Here is a 17,274-nt window from a genome sequence, read left to right on the forward strand (position 1 = left end):
TTTAATTGCACCCTCAAGTCAGCAGGATATAACCGGGAAATCAGGAGAGTACATGTACTACCCCATCGTCAGGAAAGCCTTGTTCCAGCTCGATCCCGAGCGTGCACACGAATTGACCTTCAGTCAACTGCGCCGTATTACCGGCACCCCACTAGAGTTTCTTATCCGTCAGTCGGTGCCGAGCAAGCCGGTGAGCTGCATGGGGCTCTCTTTTAGCAACCCGTTAGGTTTGGCTGCCGGTCTGGATAAAGACGGCGAGTGCATTGATGCCTTTGGCGCGATGGGCTTTGGCTTTGTTGAGGTCGGTACCGTTACGCCGCGTCCGCAAGCGGGCAATGATAAACCGCGTCTGTTCCGCCTGGTCCCGGCCGAAGGGTTGATCAACCGCATGGGGTTCAATAACCACGGCGTAGACAATCTGGTTGAAAACGTTAAGAAATCCCATTTTGGCGGCGTGCTGGGGATCAATATCGGCAAGAATAAAGACACGCCGGTCGAGCAGGGCAAAGACGATTATCTGATCTGTATGGATAAGGTTTATCCGTATGCCGGCTATATCGCGATTAATATCTCATCACCCAATACCCCGGGATTACGATCCTTACAGTATGGTGAAGCGCTGGACGATCTGCTAGCGGCGATAAAAAATAAGCAGGCCCAATTGCAGGCTCGCCATCACAAATATGTGCCGGTTGCGGTAAAGATCGCGCCGGATCTTTCAGAGGAAGAACTGATCCAAATAGCGGACAGTTTAGTTCGTCATAATATAGATGGGGTCATTGCCACCAATACCACTCTCGATCGTAAACTGGTTCAGGGATTGAATTACTGCGATCAGGCAGGGGGATTAAGTGGCCGTCCGGTACAGTTACGCAGCACTGAAGTGATCCGTCGCCTGTCACAGGAGTTGCAAGGGCGCTTGCCGATTATCGGCGTTGGTGGAATTGATTCCCTGACGGCGGCGCGGGAAAAAATGGAGGCCGGGGCAACTTTGGTACAAATTTATTCCGGTTTTATCTTCCACGGACCGCGTTTGATTAAAGATATCGTTACCCATATCTAATATTTTGCCTTTCATTTTCGACCGGGGGTTTATTTCTGCCCCCGGCTCGTCTATATTTTGTTCGGTAGCGGAATTATCCGATGTTTAAGCAACCTTTCCGGTGATAAAATCGCCCTTTGCGTAATACTGCGTTGGCATGTGGTGAGAAGGATAAGCAATGAAGATAAAACCTGATGACAATTGGCGTTGGTATTTTGACGCTGAGCACGATCGACTGATGCTCGATTTAGCCAATGGTATGATCTTCCGTTCACGCTTTCCGGCAAAAATGCTAACCCCGGACGCCTTCGCTGAATGTGCATTCTGCGTCGATGATGCAGCGCTTTATTTTGATTATGAAGAACAGTGCAAACAGATAAAGCTCAGCCATGAACAACGTGCCGAGTTGGTATTAAATGCGCTGGTGGCCTTTCGTTTTCTTAAACCCCTGATGCCCAAGAGCTGGCATTTTGCTCAGCAACACTATCCGCTACGCCCTAAAAATGGCGAGTTGGCGGCGGTAAAGGTGATGGATAGCGGTGTCGATGCGCGTCTGCTGGTGGTGGAAGCCGGGGATAATGCCAGCCTGTGTTTGCTGGCACAAAATCAGCTGACGTTGGCTGGGCGCACCATGGTGCTGGGGGATGCGATCAAAGTGATGCACGACCGCCTGAAACCTTGCATCCCGGACGAACAGTCTGCCCCGGCTTACGACAGGGCAGTGTAATCTGCGTTATGCCAGCTTCACATCGCTTTTAGGAATACAGCTGCAACAGAGGATGGCGCCGTTGGCGGCCACTGCGCTTTTCTTTAACGGCGCAACCTCGCCCTCCACCAGCGTTATCTTGCAACTGCCACACAGGCCAGCCCGGCAGGAGTAAGGAATGCGAATGCCTTGCTGCTCCAACTGCTCTAACAAGATCTGCTGGTTATTACCGGCAAACACCTTTCCTTGATACTCAATGTTCACGCTGGTGGTGCTGTCCTGCGGTGCCTGTAGGCTTTCGACAACCTTGCCTGCCCCATACGGCCGCGGTGGTTTGGTTGACAGCACTTCAACGCTATCGCCGACGCGAATAATACCGCTGTTTCGGGCAATCATGTTTTGACCAAAGTCGACGTCGCCATTATCGGCAGTGCGGAACTGTTGCAGCGTACTCAACGGCTCGCCGCTCGGGTGTTTGCGGCCACGCTCGACGCTGACCGTGGTCAATACGCAGCGGCTGCAGGGTTTTACCAGATCGAACATCACGTCGCCGACGCGGATCACCTGCCAACCATCTTCTGCCCAGGCCGGGCTACCGGTCACCACCAGGTTTGGGCGAAACTGCTCCAGCCTGATGCTGCTTGGGCAACGTTGCTGCAGATCCTGGAATGAGGCTTCATTAATCAGCAGATAAGGGTAACCGTCGGCAAAGGAGAGCGGAATTTCCGGGTGTTTCTTTACCCTGCGGGTTAATTCTGGCCCCACCCAGCGTAGCTGGACCTCTCTCTGAAAATAACCGCTTAGCCAACTGTTGATGGCCTCCGGCGCGATCAACGCGGTGAAATGGTTGCCCCACACCTCGGTCGGCTGCGCATCGGGGGCGAAGTCAACGAAGCGGATCGCCGCGCTTTCACCGTCCGGTGCAGTCAGAAACAGGCCATCGGCCAACAACGCCGGGGTAAACAGCACCATCTGTGGGTATTGGCGGGCGGTGATGAAGGTACCGTCTGGCTCGGTGATCATGAAAGAGCGATCAAAAGCCAGGCCATTGCTGGCCACCTGGGCGTGAGAAAGCTGCAAACCCCGTAGTGATTTGACCGGATGAACGTAAAGTCGGGAGAGCGTGATCACCCCTGCCTCCGTGCGATAAATGAAATAGAAGGGAGCAACTTTATGACAAGCGGTCTGGATTAGCTATAATGCGCAACAATTTTCTTTTTGGTGATAAGCACGATATGAACACTCTGTTTGCCAGCACGGCGCGTGGACTGGAAGAACTGTTAAAAAGCGAACTGGAGCGGCTTGGCGCTCACTCCTGCAAAGTGGTGCAGGGGGGAGTACATTTTCAGGGTGACGATCGTCTTCTGTACCAAAGCCTGCTCTGGAGCCGCCTGGCTTCGCGTATTCTGTTGCCGCTGAATGAATTTCGCGTGCACAGCGATTTGGATCTGTACCTCGGTGTGCAGGCCATTGACTGGCCATCGATATTTGGCCTGGATAAAACCTTTGCCGTGCACTTCAGCGGCCTCAATGAAGAGATCCGCAATAGCCAATATGGCGCGTTGAAGGTTAAAGACGCCATTGTGGACAGCTTTACCCGCAAGCTCAACGATCGGCCAATGGTAGAGAAACAGCAGCCGGACATTCGCGTGAACGTTTTCCTGCAGCGTGATATGGCCAGCGTAGCGCTCGATTTGAGCGGTGAAGGTTTACACCAGCGCGGCTATCGCGATCTGACCGGCCAGGCTCCGTTGAAGGAAAACCTGGCGGCGGCGATTGTCCAACGTTCCGGTTGGCAACCAGGGGCGCCGATGCTGGACCCGATGTGTGGCTCCGGCACACTGTTGATCGAAGCGGCGATGATCGCCTCCGATCGGGCGCCTGGCCTACATCGCCAACATTGGGGCTTTACCGCCTGGAACGGTCACAATGCCGAACTGTGGCGTGAAGTGATCACCGAAGCGCAGGTGCGGGCGAAACGTGGTCTGCAAGAAACCCCGTCACGCTTCTTTGGTTCGGATATCGATCGCCGCGTCATTGAAATGGCGAAGGGGAACGCCCGCCGCGCTGGCGTGGCTGAACTGATCACCTTTAACGTGAATGACGTCAGCAAACTGACCAACCCACTGCCGGAAGGCCCGGTAGGCACGGTGGTCAGCAACCCGCCATACGGTGAACGCCTTGAGAGCGAACCAGCCCTGATTGCGCTGCACAATATGTTAGGGCGCATCATGAAGAGCCACTTTGGTGGCTGGCAGCTTTCGTTGTTCAGCGCTTCACCGGAATTGCTCAGTTGCCTGCAGCTGCGCGCCGAGCGCCAGTTCAAAGCGAAAAACGGCCCGTTGGACTGCGTACAGAAAAACTACCAGCTGGCAGAAAACCCGCAGGGTGCTGGTGGCGTGCAGGTGGCGGAAGACTTTGCCAACCGTCTGCGCAAGAATCTGAAGAAATTGGACAAATGGGCGAAGCAGCAGGGGATCGAATGTTATCGCCTGTATGATGCCGATCTGCCTGACTATAACGTGGCGGTAGATCGCTATGGCAGTAAGGTCGTGGTCCAGGAATACGCGCCGCCGAAAACCATCGACGCGCAGAAAGCCCGCCAGCGCCTGTTTGACGTGATTAACGCCACGTTGGCGGTGTTAGAGCTGCCTTCTAATCAGTTGATCCTGAAAACCCGCGAACGTCAGAAGGGCAAGAATCAGTATGAGAAGCTGGCACAGAAGGGCGAGTTCCTGCTGGTAGAAGAGTTCAATGCCAAGCTGTGGGTCAACCTGACGGATTATCTCGATACCGGGTTGTTCCTCGATCACCGCATCGCGCGCCGTATGCTGGGTGAGATGAGCAAAGGCAAAGACTTCCTCAACCTGTTTGCCTACACCGGCACCGCCAGCGTACATGCCGGGTTGGGGGGCGCACGTAGCACCACCACGGTGGATATGTCGCGTACCTATCTGGAATGGGCGGAGAAGAACCTGCGGGTTAACGGCCTGACCGGTAGACAGCACCGCCTGATCCAGGCAGATTGCCTGTCCTGGCTGCACAATGCCGACGAACAGTTCGATGTGATCTTTATCGATCCGCCGACGTTCTCCAACTCCAAGCGGATGGAGAACACCTTTGACGTACAGCGCGACCATCTGGCGCTGATGAAAGATTTACAACGGATACTGCGCCGTAACGGGACCATCATGTTCTCCAACAACAAACGCGGTTTCCAGATGGATCTGGCAGGTCTGAACGCACTGGGTCTGGAGGCGAAAGAAATTACCGCCAAGACGCAGTCAGAAGACTTTGCCCGTAACCGTCAGATCCACAACTGCTGGCTGGTCACCCACGCCGGCGAAGGAAAATAATTACTATGTCGTTAATCAGCATGTCCGGTGCCTGGCTCTCTTTCAGCGATGCACCTTTGTTAGACAACACCGAAATTCATATTGAAGACAATGAACGCGTCTGCCTGGTTGGGCGCAACGGGGCCGGTAAATCGACCCTGCTGAAGATCCTCGGTAAAGAGATCCCATTGGACGATGGTCGCATCATTTACGAGCAGGATCTGATTGTGGCGCGTTTGCAGCAGGATCCTCCGCGCAATATCGGCGGCACGGTGTTCGACTTTGTGGCCGAAGGCGTGGCCGAGCAGGCGGAACACCTGAAGGCGTATCACGCTATCTCGCACCAGGTAGAGCTGGATCCGAGCGAAAAGAACCTGACGCGTATGGCGCAGGTTATGGAGATCCTCGATCACCAGGGCTTATGGCAGCTGGACAGCCGTATCAGTGAAGTCCTGTTGCAACTAGGCCTGAACGGCGATGCGGAGCTGTCCTCCCTGTCCGGTGGTTGGCTGCGTAAAGCGGCACTGGGCCGGGCGTTGGTCAGTTCACCGCGCGTGTTGCTGCTTGATGAACCTACCAATCACCTGGATATCACCACCATCGATTGGCTGGAAGGGTTCCTGAAAGAGTTCCAGGGCAGCATCGTCTTCATCTCGCACGACCGTTCGTTTATCCGCAATATGGCCACGCGCATTGTCGATCTCGATCGCGGCAAGCTGGTGTCATGGCCGGGTAACTACGAGCTGTATCTGGAAAGCAAAGAAGAAGCGCTGCGGGTCGAAGAGCTACAGAACGCCGAATTTGACCGCAAACTGGCGCAGGAAGAAGTTTGGATCCGCCAGGGCATCAAGGCACGCCGCACGCGTAACGAAGGCCGGGTACGCGCTCTGAAAGCGTTACGTAACGAGCGTTCACAACGTCGTGAAGTGATGGGCACCGCCAAGATGCAGGTGGAAGAGGCCGTGCGTTCGGGCAAGATTGTGTTCGAAATGGAAGACGTCAATTATCAGGTTGCCGACAAAGTGCTGGTCCGGGGCTTCAGCGCCCAGGTGCAGCGCGGTGACAAAATCGCATTGGTGGGGCCAAACGGCTGTGGTAAAACCACCTTGCTGAAATTGATGCTCGGTCAACTGAAAGCCGACAGCGGGCGAGTGCACTGTGGCACCAAGCTGGAAGTGGCTTACTTTGACCAGCACCGCGCCGAGCTTGATCCAGAACGTACGGTGATGGATAACCTGGCGGAAGGTAAGCAGGAAGTGATGGTCAATGGCCGTTCGCGCCATGTGCTGGGGTATCTGCAGGACTTCCTGTTCCACCCTAAACGGGCAATGACGCCTGTCAAAGCGTTGTCGGGCGGGGAGCGTAACCGCCTACTGTTGGCCAAATTATTCCTTAAGCCAAGTAATTTGCTGATCCTCGATGAACCAACCAACGATCTGGACGTCGAAACGCTGGAACTGTTGGAAGAGATGATTGATAGCTACCAGGGTACCGTATTGCTGGTGAGCCACGATCGTCAGTTCGTTGATAACTCCGTGACCGAATGCTGGATTTTCGAAGGTAATGGCGTGATCGACACTTACGTCGGGGGCTACTACGATGCACACCATCAACGTGCTACCGCCAAGCCGATCCGCACGGTAGCCACCAGCCAAACCAAGGCAGCAGTGGAGAAAAAAACCGAGCAGCCTAAGAAATCAGCAGCCAAACTGAGTTATAACCTGCTGCGCGAACTGGAGCAGTTGCCACAGCGCCTTGAACAGTTGGAAATGGAGATTGAAGCCTTGCAGGCACAGGTGAGTGACGCAGGGTTCTTCTCACGCCCACATAGCGAAACCCAGCAGGTGCTGGCCGATCTTGCCACTGCGGAGCAGGCACTGGAACAAGCCTTTGCCCGCTGGGAAGAGCTGGAAGCAATGAAAAACGGCTGATTGGAAACAGGGTTGCCCGCACGCTGCTGCTGTGGGCAACCCAGGCTGTACCGATGAGCGACACGGTTAAGGAGGATAATGGTGTGTTCCCACGAAAGTCATAAGCAGCAGAGTCATGCGATGCATGGCGAGCGTCAACAGGATAACCTGATACTGTGCCCACAATGCGATATGCTGGTGGCGTTGCCGCCTTTGCAATCAGGCTCCAAGGCCGTTTGTCCCCGTTGTAAAACGACACTCAGCGCCCGCTGGGCAGAACCGCGTAAACAACCGATTGGTTTTGCCCTCAGCGCATTATTCATGCTGGTGTTAGCCAATATCTTCCCATTTATCAACATGCGCGTTGCCGGTCTGGGCAATGAAATCAAACTGATCCAAATTCCTCAGGTGATGGTGGCAGAAGACTATGCCAGCATGGCCACCCTGTTTATGGTGTTTGTGCAACTGATCCCGGCGTTTTGCATGTTGGCGATTATTCTGTTGTGTGCCAGGGTGCGGCTGCCACGACAATGGAAGATCTGGATGGCCAAGGTGCTGTTCCAGTTGAAGACCTGGTGCATGGTCGAGATCTTTCTGGCTGGCGTGCTGGTCAGCTTCGTCAAACTGATGGCCTATGGTGATATCGGCATTGGCTCCAGTTTCATCCCTTACTGTCTGTTTTGCCTGCTGCAGGTGCGAGCCTTCCAATGCGTCGATCGTCGCTGGTTGTGGCAAGATATTGAACCGGCCCCGTTGATTGAACAACCGTTGCAGGTTGGGCGTACCGGCCTGCGGCAAGGCGTTCGTTCCTGCTCCTGCTGTACGGCCATCCTGCCCGCCCAGCAGTCCAAATGCCCGCGTTGTCACACGGTGGGCTATGTACGCCGTCGCCACAGCCTGCAATGGACGATGGCGTTATTGGTCACCTCGATCATATTGTATATTCCGGCGATGCTGATGCCGATTATGATCACCGAGGCGTTGGGCAATAAAATGCCGTCAACGGTCATGGCCGGGGTGGTGCTGCTATGGGGCGAAGGCTCCTATCCGGTGGCGATGGTGATTTTCATTGCCAGTATTATGGTGCCCTCGCTCAAGATGTTGGCGATTGGCTGGCTATGCCTGGATGCCAATGGCAAAGGCAAGGCCAAGGCCGATAGCGAGCGTATGCATCTGATTTATGAAGTGGTGGAGTTTGTTGGCCGTTGGTCAATGATTGACGTGTTTGTGATCGCCGTGCTTTCGGCGTTGGTACGTATGGGACAGTTGATGAGTATTTATCCAGACATTGGAGCGCTACTGTTCGCCATGGTGGTCATTCTCACCATGTTTGCTGCTATGGCGTTTGATCCCCGTTTAACCTGGGATCGCGCAAATGAAACAATAAAAAAGGAGCCGCAAGGTGACGGAAAGTAATCATGGCGTCGCGGATGTTGAGAAGATCAAGCGCTGGTCGCCGGTGTGGATCATTCCCATTGTCACCGCGTTGATCGGTGCGTGGATCCTGTTTTATCACTTCAGCCATCAAGGGCCGCAAGTGACGTTGGTCACGACCTCTGCCGAAGGGTTGGAAGCGGGAAAAACCAAGATCAAAAGCCGCAGTGTGGATGTCGGTACGGTGGAAAGCGTCACCCTGAGCGAAGACTTGAGTAAAGTGCTGGTGCAGGCTCGCCTGAACTCCGGCATGGAAAAGCTGCTGCGTGACGATTCGGCCTTCTGGGTAGTGAAGCCGCAGATTGGCCGTGAAGGCGTCTCTGGGCTGGGAACCTTGTTCTCTGGTGCCTACATTGAATTGCAACCGGGCAACAAGGGCAAGGTAGGAAAAGCGGATTATCAGCTGCTGGATGCTCCCCCGCTGGCCTCACCCGATGCCAAAGGGTTGCGCGTCATACTGGACAGTGACAAGTCTGGCCAGTTGAACGCTGGCGATCCGGTGTTGTTCCGTGGCTACCGCGTCGGTTCAGTGGAAACCAGCTATTTCGATCCCAAGCTGCGCGCCATGCGCTATCAGCTGTTTATTACCGCGCCTTACGATCAGTTGATCACTACCAACGTCCGGTTCTGGAAAGACAGCGGCGTTGCCTTCGATATGTCCGCACAAGGTATGCGTGTGGAAATGGGATCCTTGACCACGCTGTTTAGCGGTGGCGTGAGCTTTGACGTGCCTGAAGGTTGGGAGCGTGGCCCTGCGGTGAAAGAAAAGGCCGAGTTTGCCCTGTTCGATAACCAGCGCAATATTCAGGATTCGCTGTATACCGAGCATGTCGATTATCTGGTGTTCTTCTCCGAATCGATCCGTGGCTTGCAGCCAGGGGCACCAGTCGAGTTCCGTGGTATTCGCCTGGGTACCGTGGGGCAAGTGCCGTTCTACAAAGAAGGCATGCGCCAGCAACTGGATAATGACTATCGCATACCGGTGCTGATCCGTATTGAGCCAGAGCGCTTTAACCAAGAGGTGGGTAAGGGCTTCGACGTAGTACAGCATTTGAAAGATGCAGAAGCACGCGGCATACGCGCCTCACTGAAGTCTGCTAACCTGCTGACCGGAGCGTTATATATCGATCTGGACTTCTATCCAAATGAGAAGCCGTGGAAGGGGCCGCGTGAGCTGTTCGGTTATCCGCTGTTGCCAACTACCGGCAGTGGCCTGGCGCAGATCCAGCAGAAGCTGGTACAGACGCTGGATAAGATCAATTCGATGCCGATCAATCCAATGATCAACGAAGCGACCAAAACGCTGGCCGAAAGCCAGAAGACCATGAAAGAAACGCAGAAAACCATGCAGTCGCTCAATGACATCATCAGCAGTAAAGAGATGAAGGCATTGCCGGAAGATATGCAGAAAACCCTGCAAGAACTCAATCGCAGCATGAAAGGGTTCCAGCCAGGTTCACCAGCCTACAACAAGATGCTCGGTGATATGCAACGTCTCGATCAGGTGCTGCGTGAGCTGCAACCGGTGCTGCGTACCCTGAACGATAAGAGCAACGCCCTGGTATTTGAAGCCGCGGGCAGTAATGACCCTCAGCCGAAGAAGGCCAAAAAATGAAAAAATGGATCCCGGTAGTTCTGGCGCTGTTGCTGAGTGCCTGTAGCAGTACCCCCAACAAGACTTACTACCAGTTACCGGCGTTAGGGACCCCGGCTCAGGTGAGTGGTACCCAGGCGTCACGTCAGCTGTGGTTGGAGCACGTTAGCGTGGCGGATTTCCTGGCGCAGAGTGGGGTGGTCTACCAGACTAACGACGTGCAGTTTGTGATTGGGCAAAACAACCTGTGGGCCAGCCCGTTGGATCAGCAATTGCAACAGACGTTGGTGACCAACCTGGGCAGCGCTTTGCCGGGTTGGATGGTGTCATCACAGCCGATGAGCAGCGATCAGGATGTGCTTAACGTCACCATCAGCGGCTTCCATGGCCGCTACGATGGTAAAGCGATCGTGCGTGGTGAATGGGTGCTGAGCCATCAGGGCAGGCTGATCAAGCGGCCATTCAATCTGGAATTGAAACAGGGTGAAGATGGCTATGACGCCTTGGTTCGCACCTTGGCCCAAGGCTGGTTGCAGGAAGCGCAGGAGATTGCCGCACAGGCCGCTCGCCTTTAATCATAGCTTGTAATAATTCGTTCTAAAGCCATCCCGGTGAGGCAAAGCAAATGCCTTGCCGGGATTTTTTTCTTTTATTATCATGTAATTAAATCCACTCCAGCAATATCAGCCACTTAGCTTATGCGCCGTGCATAGCTCACAAATATGACAACGGTATGAAATTTGAACGTTGATCTTCTCGCCATTTAGGGCTATTCCTTAAATGTGGTTGTATTTCGTGCGGCCATTGTTTTCTTTCCACAAAGTAACAACGAGGGAAATGAGGCATGAAGAGACAGAAAAGAGATCGTTTGGAACGGGCTGAATCACGGGGTTACCAAGCAGGTATTGCAGGGCGTTCAAGGGAACTTTGTCCCTACCAATCTTTAGACGCCCGGGCTAACTGGCTGGGGGGTTGGCGACAAGCCATGGAGGACAGGGCTGTGACCGCTTAAGCGGCTCTCTGTCATGAATTAAGGAACGACCTCCGCCAAACAAGCGGAGGTTTTCGTTTTAAGCGTAAAATTATTCCTGCCAGCGTTTCAGCAAAATACTTGCGTTGACTCCCCCAAAACCAAATCCGTTCGACAGGGCATAGGTCATTGCCATCGGTTCCGGCTTATTGGCCACCAGATGCAAACCGGCGGCGGCAGGGTCTGGATTATCCAGATTCAGAGTGGCCGGAGCGATTTGATCGCGCAGCGCCAGGGCGGTGAAAATGGTTTCCAGGCCGCCTGCGGCTCCCAGCAGATGGCCGGTGGCCGATTTGGTGGAGGTGATAGCGATATGCCCATCGGTGCCGAAAAGGTGTTTGATGGCGTTGATTTCACCCAGATCGCCAACCGGGGTTGAGGTGGCGTGTGCATTCAGATGCTGAACCTGATCTGGCGTGACGCCAGCCTGTTTCAGCGCAATCTTCATCGCCCGATAGGCGCCGTCGCCATCTTCGGCCCCGGAAGTCATATGGTAGGCATCTGCACTGGTGCCGTAACCGACAATCTCAGCTAACGGCTTGGCACCGCGTGCCAACGCATGTTCCAACGTCTCGATCACCAACATCCCGGCACCTTCACCCATCACAAAACCGTCGCGGGCGCTGTCAAACGGACGTGACGCTTTGGTTGCGGCATCCGCAGGCGTGGTTGACATGGCTCGGGCAGCGGCAAAGCCCCCCAGGCTAACGGTATCGATAGCGGCTTCCGTTCCGCCACATAAGGCGATATCGGCTTCATCGTTGCGGATCATCCGCACCGCATCGCCAATGGCCTGTACGCCTGCTGCACAGGCGGTGACCGGTGCGCCAATCGGCCCCTTGAATTGATGCTTGATGGAGACATGGCCGGCGGCCAGGTTAACCAAAAAGGAGGGAATGGTGAAAGGAGATAGGCGCTTCGGCCCGCGGCTATCCGTGGTGCGCACCGCATGGGCGATAGCGGGGAAGCCACCAATGCCGGAGGCGATCACGGTGGCCGTACGCTCCTGTTTCTCCTCACTATCGGCGTTCCAACCAGCCTGTTTAATGGCTTCGTCAGCGGCGGCCATCGCCAGCAGAATAAAGCGGTCCATTTTCTTTTGGTCTTTCGGTGCCACGCTCAGGTCTGGATCAAAACCGGCAGCGGCATCTTGCTCCAGCGTGGGCACCTGACCGCCGATCTTGACCTGCAAATCTGCCACCATCTCTTCGGGCAGTGGGCTGATCCCTGACTGACCCGCCAACAGGCGTTGCCAGATAGGCTCTACGCCGCAACCTAAAGGAGAGACGGCCCCCATACCGGTGATAACTATACGACGACTGCTCATAGTGACTCCTTGGATGATTCATTAAGTAAGGCGTAGTGATGCTGCATCAGAGAAGCACGGCGTGACATGGCTTCTCCGGCCGCAGGACCTGCCGCTAACGTGATGTGCTGTAGGGCGATAGGCTGCTGGGTTAGCGCATCGATTAATTGAGGCTGTATGGGTTGACCGCTGCGTCGATCGACCAGTTCTGCGCTGTGCGCCCCTTCAGTCAGATGAGTATTGCCCCACTGGAACAACGTCACCAAGACCGGGAAGAAATCCTTGCCGCGCTCGGTGAGCAGATATTGATAGCGTACCGGGCGAGTCTGGTAGCGTTGCTTATACAGAATGCCGCTTTCCACCAAAAATTTAAGCCTGCGGGTCAGCAGCGTGGGGGATAGCCCCAGGCTTTGCTGAAACTCGTCAAATTTGCTCAGGCCATGAAAAGCATCGCGCAGGATTAAGATGCTCCACCATTCCCCCACGCGCCCCAACGAACGGGCGATTGGGCAGGGGGTCGTCGCAAAACTGGTTTTTTTCATGCAGCCCTCTTGGTGAATACATTTATTGTAGTCACTTGGCGGAGATTAAACGACCAGCTCAGTAATAACACAGGGGAAATAAACGGCGACCGAGAGAGGTCGCCGTAGGGCATTAGAACGCTGCTGCGTCTTTGAACAGGCCCACTTTCAGATCGCTGGCGGTATAGATCACTTTGCCGTCGCACAGCACTTCGCCATCAGCCACACCCATAATCAGCTTGCGGATGATCACGCGTTTGAAGTTGATGCGGTAGGTGACCTTTTTGGCGGTTGGCAGCACCTGACCGGTGAACTTCACTTCGCCGACGCCCAGCGCACGGCCTTTGCCTTCGCCGCCCATCCAGCCGAGGTAGAACCCTACCAACTGCCACATGGCATCCAGACCCAGGCAGCCTGGCATGACCGGATCGCCAATAAAGTGGCAATCGAAGAACCACAGATCCGGATTGATATCGAGCTCAGCTTCTACGTAGCCTTTATTGTGGCTACCACCGTCTTCGGTCATCTTGACCACGCGGTCCATCATTAACATGTTGCCTGATGGCAACGGTGGCCCACCGGCGCCAAACAGTTCGCCACGGCCCGATGCTTCGAGATCTTGTTTTGTATAGGATTCGCGTTTATCTACCATGTTCTCAGTAAACCTTATTTTGATGAAGGACGCAGATTAACTTACACGTGTACGCTGAACAAGTCCGATCAGCCACGACTGAACCAGTTAAGCCAGCGCAATGGCCACGGCAACGGACGCCGTTCTGGCAACATGGCCTGTGCAATTCGCTCCTGGATGGCGGCCAGCAAGCTCGGCTGCTGCTCCTCGGCGAACGGATAGCCGGTCAATAACGGCAAGGCTTCCGCAACGCTATCTACCGCCCACAGATGGAATTGCCCAACACGCACCGCTTCGACGACGTCTGGGCGCAGGCAAAGGTGCCGTACGTTGCTGGCTGGCAGGATCACGCCCTGTTTGCCCGTCAGGCCGCGGCGTAGACAGACCTCGAAGAAACCTTCGATTTTTTCGTTTGCGCCACCGATCGGTTGCACATTACCAAACTGGTCAACGGAACCGGTCACGGCGATTTGTTGGGTGATCGGCTGCTGTGACAATGCGCTGATCAGGGCGCAGAGTTCGGCTAGTGAGGCGCTATCCCCGTCAACTTCACCGTAGGATTGCTCAAAGACGATCGAAGCGGAGAAGGGCAGTTGCTGATCGAGATCCAGTTCGGAGATCAGGAACGCCTGCATGATCATCATGCCTTTGGCGTGCAGATTGCCTCCCAACTCGGCCTTGCGCTCCACATCGGTAAATTCGCCATCGCCCAGGTGGACTACACAACTGATGCGCGAAGGTTCGCCAAAGCTGCGCGGATGCCCTGGATAATCCAGCACCGACAAGCCGTTAATCTGACCAATCACCTCGCCTTCGGTTTCGATCATGATCTGGCCCAGCTCAATCTCGTCCTGCATGCGTTCTGCGAGATAGCTTTCACGCCATTCGCGCGCATTCAGCGCCGCTTCTAACGCTTTAGCGGTGATCTGCTCCTCTTCGGCATACAGAGCGGCCTCAGAAAGCTGCTGGCTGACCCACAGTGGTGATAGCGGTAGGTTACCCTGGTCACCGGTATGGCGCACCGCCTGGACCATCAGAGGCTGCCAGGCGTCGGCTGCCAGCGGTGGTAATTGCTGCTCGGCGACCACGCTATTGATATAGCCACACCATTGCACCATATCGTCTGGCTCGGTGAGCTGCAGATCGTCTTCATATTCACCGTAGACGGCCTGACCGCAGACTTCAGGCTCCATATCGTGGAAATCAGCCAGGCCATGGCGATCGCCCACTACAATCAGGCGTAACTCCAACGGCATCGGAGGGATGGAAATCGGCAACGGCCGAGTTTCATCTGGCGTCAGCCACTGGAACTGGCGCTGGGTAATCATCTGCTTGAGACGCAGCCACAATAGCGGCTGTGCCAATAGGGCACGCGCCGACAGGATCAGCACGCCGCCGTTAGCCTGATGGACCAGGCCCGGTTGCAAGGTGATCGCACCATTGTGCATTCTGACGCAGCCAAATAACTGTTCTGGCTCAACCCATTCCTGGTAAACGCAAGCACCGCCGGCGGCAAAAGGTTCATCGCCGCGCAGGGCATTTTTAATGCTGACGGTGTCGCCTTCAATCACGTAGTGACTGCCTTTAACGGTATTCTGCGGTTGCAACTCTTCTGCCGCTCGGGCGATCAACGCCAGATACTCACGTGTTTCCTGTGCTTTCAACAGCATAAAACGTGGCAGAGACAGCGGATGCAAAAACAGCGTCAGCGCATTCTCCAAACGGGGCTGGATTGCAGAAAAGGCCACGGGTGCCAATTGAGCAGCGGAATCGAAAATCGCCTGATAAGGCGTAGCAGCAGGCAACAGAGATTGCCATTCAAGTCGGTTATTGGTCAAAGTGTTAGATGCAATCGTCAAAAAGGGAAAGCGCGATTATACAAGAATAACGCCAGCTTGATACCTCCAGAGTCATTGTTGAGCATCGGAGTTTGACATTGCCCGATGACTGTGCAAAAAACAGTCAAAAACGGCGGGTAATTGCCGAGGAAAAGTTGGCTAAAGCTGTTATGCTTATTAAAGTTACACGGTCACAGCAGAGTTCACGATGAAATATCAGCAACTGGAAAATCTGGAGAGCGGTTGGAAATGGAAGTACCTGGTGAAAAAGCACCGGGAAGGTGAAGCGATCACCCGCTACATTGAAAACAGCCTTGCTCAGGAGGTCATTGACCAACTGCTGAAGCTGGAAAATGAACCGGTCAATGTGCTGGCGTGGATCGATGAGCATATGAATCCGACGCTGGATAACCGGATGAAACAAACCATCCGCGCCCGGCGTAAGCGCCATTTCAACTCAGAACATCAGCATACGCGCAAGAAATCGATCGATCTGGAGTTCCTGGTCTGGCAACGTTTGGCTGCGCTGGCTCATCGCCGTGGTGTCACTCTGTCGGAAACCGTCGTACAGCTGATCGAAGATGCCGAGCGAAAAGAGAAGTATGCCAGCCAGATGTCATCGCTGAAACAGGATCTACAGGCGATCCTGGGTAAGGATGATAAATAGCATTACCTAACGTCAGGCCAAAAAAAAACCCCGCAATGCGGGGTTTTTTACTAAGAAGCGTTTTACTTAGCCCTGAGGCTGAGAAACAACTTCTTTGATACCTTTAACTTCGATCTCTACGCGACGATCTGGAGCCAGACATGCGATCTGAGCTGCAGTTGCGCGGCCTGAACGATAGCCACAGGTGTCACCAGTGATTGGGTTAGCTTTACCCATGCCACGTGCAGAGATCTTGTCTGAAGGGATACCTTTAGACACGAGGTAATCCACAACGCTTTGTGCACGTTGCTCAGACAGGCGCAGGTTGTATTCTGCTGAACCTACTGCATCAGTGAAGCCCAGAACTACAACAGAACCGTCTTTCGGATCCAGTGAGCTCAGTTGGGTGTACAGCTGATCCAGAGCTTGTTGGCCTTCTGGCTTCAGGGTCGCTTTGTTGAACGCGAACAGAACGTCAGAAGTCAGAGTGAACTTCTTGGTCTCAACAACTGGAGCTGGGGCCGGAGCTGGAGCTACTACTGGAGCAGCAACTTCCTGGCCAAAGCGGTAGGAAACACCTACGCTCAGCATGCCGTTGTCTGGACGTGCGCCAACGGTACCTGCATCACCGATGTTGTTAACCCACTGGTAGTCCAGGCGGGTAGCCCAGTCACGGTTCAGTGCGTATTCAACACCAACTGCTGCCAATGGAGAAACGCCAGTGTCATGGTTGCCACCGTTAGAGCCAGCACCATCACTGTCTGCACGCCATACCATGCCACCCAGACGAGTGTAGATGTCCAGATCGTTCATGATTGGGTAGCTCAGTTTAGCTGCCAGTTGAACGCCTTGAGCTTTGAAAGAACCGGTGTTAGCGCCGGTATATTTCATACGACCTAACCAGTCGTAGCCCATTTCGAAGCCCAGGTATTGGTTTGCCTGATAGCCAACGAACGCACCAGCACCAATCTGGTCTTTACGTGCGTCGTTATCAACGGTGTAACCGTTACCGTAGAAACCGGTGTCATGGAACTGGGACCAACCCAGTTTAGCACCAGTGTACCAAGTGTCGTCTTTTGGTGCGGCTTGCGCTACTGTAGCGAAACCTGCCAGTGCCACTGCTAATGCGATAGCTGTCTTTTTCATTTTGCGCCTCGTTATCATCCAAATAGGCAATGAGCTTTAAAGCTGCTTTAAGCCCTTGGTTTAAATTCCTTCGCCAAGGTTTGAGCCCTCGTTTGTTACTCTGCCAGTTTTTCTGGCGTTATAGAGCAACCTTGG

Annotated in this window: 15 protein-coding genes; 9 read left to right on the plus strand and 6 right to left on the minus strand. The window is 54.4% G+C overall.

Going from position 1 to position 17,274, the window contains the following annotated elements; all coding sequences use genetic code 11:
* Positions 1-52: 52 nt before the first annotated feature.
* Both pyrD and D9980_RS04020 read left to right on the plus strand, forming a co-directional pair.
* Complete coding sequence (pyrD, locus tag D9980_RS04015; protein WP_021804888.1) at positions 53-1,063, plus strand: quinone-dependent dihydroorotate dehydrogenase; 1,011 nt, start codon at positions 53-55, stop codon at positions 1,061-1,063.
* Positions 1,064-1,220: 157 nt separating this feature from the next.
* The gene (locus D9980_RS04020) at positions 1,221-1,769 is read left to right on the plus strand and encodes a cell division protein ZapC (protein WP_024486044.1); all 549 of its coding nucleotides are present in this window, start codon (positions 1,221-1,223) and stop codon (positions 1,767-1,769) included.
* Positions 1,770-1,775: 6 nt separating this feature from the next.
* Here D9980_RS04020 and D9980_RS04025 read toward each other — a convergent pair whose 3' ends face one another.
* Entirely contained in the window at positions 1,776-2,879 is a 1,104-nt protein-coding gene (locus tag D9980_RS04025) for a YcbX family protein (RefSeq protein ID WP_121606481.1), read from the minus strand.
* Positions 2,880-2,983: 104 nt separating this feature from the next.
* On the opposite strand from D9980_RS04025, the gene rlmKL reads away from it, so the two are divergent.
* From rlmKL to rmf, 6 genes are all read left to right on the plus strand, one after another.
* Positions 2,984-5,104, plus strand: a complete 2,121-nt coding sequence (rlmKL, locus tag D9980_RS04030) for a bifunctional 23S rRNA (guanine(2069)-N(7))-methyltransferase RlmK/23S rRNA (guanine(2445)-N(2))-methyltransferase RlmL (protein ID WP_024486046.1) — start codon at positions 2,984-2,986, stop codon at positions 5,102-5,104.
* 5 nt (positions 5,105-5,109) lie between these two features.
* Positions 5,110-7,014, plus strand: coding sequence for an ABC transporter ATP-binding protein (locus D9980_RS04035; RefSeq protein ID WP_121606482.1), 1,905 nt, complete (start codon positions 5,110-5,112; stop codon positions 7,012-7,014).
* A 120-nt stretch (positions 7,015-7,134) separates the two neighbouring features.
* Positions 7,135-8,409 (plus strand): membrane integrity-associated transporter subunit PqiA, encoded by a 1,275-nt coding sequence (pqiA, locus tag D9980_RS04040; RefSeq protein ID WP_237733962.1) that lies wholly within the window; start codon positions 7,135-7,137, stop codon positions 8,407-8,409.
* The gene (pqiB, locus tag D9980_RS04045; RefSeq protein WP_121606484.1) at positions 8,396-10,042 is read left to right on the plus strand and encodes an intermembrane transport protein PqiB; all 1,647 of its coding nucleotides are present in this window, start codon (positions 8,396-8,398) and stop codon (positions 10,040-10,042) included. The genes pqiA and pqiB overlap by 14 nt, the downstream gene beginning before the upstream one ends.
* Positions 10,039-10,596 carry a membrane integrity-associated transporter subunit PqiC gene (pqiC, locus tag D9980_RS04050; protein WP_121606485.1) on the plus strand — a complete coding sequence of 186 codons (558 nt, stop codon included), beginning with the start codon at positions 10,039-10,041 and terminating at the stop codon, positions 10,594-10,596. Before pqiB ends, pqiC begins: the two co-directional genes overlap by 4 nt.
* A gap of 269 nt (positions 10,597-10,865) precedes the next feature.
* The gene (gene rmf / locus D9980_RS04055) at positions 10,866-11,033 is read left to right on the plus strand and encodes a ribosome modulation factor (protein ID WP_071784464.1); all 168 of its coding nucleotides are present in this window, start codon (positions 10,866-10,868) and stop codon (positions 11,031-11,033) included.
* 70 nt (positions 11,034-11,103) lie between these two features.
* On the opposite strand, the gene fabF is transcribed toward rmf, so the two are convergent.
* The 4 genes from fabF to D9980_RS04075 form a co-directional block, all read right to left on the minus strand.
* Entirely contained in the window at positions 11,104-12,378 is a 1,275-nt protein-coding gene (gene fabF, locus D9980_RS04060) for a beta-ketoacyl-ACP synthase II (protein ID WP_046808143.1), read from the minus strand.
* Positions 12,375-12,899 carry a helix-turn-helix domain-containing protein gene (locus tag D9980_RS04065; protein WP_024530393.1) on the minus strand — a complete coding sequence of 175 codons (525 nt, stop codon included), beginning with the start codon at positions 12,897-12,899 and terminating at the stop codon, positions 12,375-12,377. The genes fabF and D9980_RS04065 overlap by 4 nt, the downstream gene beginning before the upstream one ends.
* 112 nt (positions 12,900-13,011) lie before the next feature.
* Positions 13,012-13,530 carry a bifunctional 3-hydroxydecanoyl-ACP dehydratase/trans-2-decenoyl-ACP isomerase gene (gene fabA, locus D9980_RS04070; protein WP_024485665.1) on the minus strand — a complete coding sequence of 173 codons (519 nt, stop codon included), beginning with the start codon at positions 13,528-13,530 and terminating at the stop codon, positions 13,012-13,014.
* Between the two features lie 68 nt (positions 13,531-13,598).
* Positions 13,599-15,347, minus strand: coding sequence for a Lon protease family protein (locus tag D9980_RS04075; RefSeq protein WP_024485664.1), 1,749 nt, complete (start codon positions 15,345-15,347; stop codon positions 13,599-13,601).
* A gap of 208 nt (positions 15,348-15,555) precedes the next feature.
* Here D9980_RS04075 and matP point away from each other — a divergent pair, with 208 nt between their 5' ends.
* Positions 15,556-16,014, plus strand: coding sequence for a macrodomain Ter protein MatP (gene matP, locus D9980_RS04080; RefSeq protein ID WP_121606486.1), 459 nt, complete (start codon positions 15,556-15,558; stop codon positions 16,012-16,014).
* 66 nt (positions 16,015-16,080) lie between these two features.
* On the opposite strand, the gene ompA is transcribed toward matP, so the two are convergent.
* Positions 16,081-17,139 (minus strand): porin OmpA, encoded by a 1,059-nt coding sequence (gene ompA, locus D9980_RS04085; protein ID WP_121606487.1) that lies wholly within the window; start codon positions 17,137-17,139, stop codon positions 16,081-16,083.
* Positions 17,140-17,274 lie beyond the last annotated feature (135 nt).

Origin of the sequence: Serratia sp. 3ACOL1, from assembly GCF_003668775.1 — a bacterium.
GTDB classification, from domain to species: Bacteria; Pseudomonadota; Gammaproteobacteria; order Enterobacterales; family Enterobacteriaceae; genus Chania; species Chania fonticola.

Excerpts from the sequence above, each read along its gene's own strand:
- pqiA (WP_237733962.1), top strand. The coding sequence starts at position 7,135 with ATGCATGGCGAGCGTCAACAGGATAACCTGATACTGTGCCCACAATGC.
- D9980_RS04020 (WP_024486044.1), top strand. The coding sequence starts at position 1,221 with ATGAAGATAAAACCTGATGACAATTGGCGTTGGTATTTTGACGCTGAG.
- fabF (WP_046808143.1), bottom strand. The coding sequence starts at position 12,378 with ATGAGCAGTCGTCGTATAGTTATCACCGGTATGGGGGCCGTCTCTCCT.
- D9980_RS04035 (WP_121606482.1), top strand. The coding sequence starts at position 5,110 with ATGTCGTTAATCAGCATGTCCGGTGCCTGGCTCTCTTTCAGCGATGCA.
- rlmKL (WP_024486046.1), top strand. The coding sequence starts at position 2,984 with ATGAACACTCTGTTTGCCAGCACGGCGCGTGGACTGGAAGAACTGTTA.
- D9980_RS04065 (WP_024530393.1), bottom strand. The coding sequence starts at position 12,899 with ATGAAAAAAACCAGTTTTGCGACGACCCCCTGCCCAATCGCCCGTTCG.
- ompA (WP_121606487.1), bottom strand. The coding sequence starts at position 17,139 with ATGAAAAAGACAGCTATCGCATTAGCAGTGGCACTGGCAGGTTTCGCT.
- pyrD (WP_021804888.1), top strand. The coding sequence starts at position 53 with ATGTACTACCCCATCGTCAGGAAAGCCTTGTTCCAGCTCGATCCCGAG.
- pqiC (WP_121606485.1), top strand. The coding sequence starts at position 10,039 with ATGAAAAAATGGATCCCGGTAGTTCTGGCGCTGTTGCTGAGTGCCTGT.
- matP (WP_121606486.1), top strand. The coding sequence starts at position 15,556 with ATGAAATATCAGCAACTGGAAAATCTGGAGAGCGGTTGGAAATGGAAG.
- rmf (WP_071784464.1), top strand. The coding sequence starts at position 10,866 with ATGAAGAGACAGAAAAGAGATCGTTTGGAACGGGCTGAATCACGGGGT.
- fabA (WP_024485665.1), bottom strand. The coding sequence starts at position 13,530 with ATGGTAGATAAACGCGAATCCTATACAAAACAAGATCTCGAAGCATCG.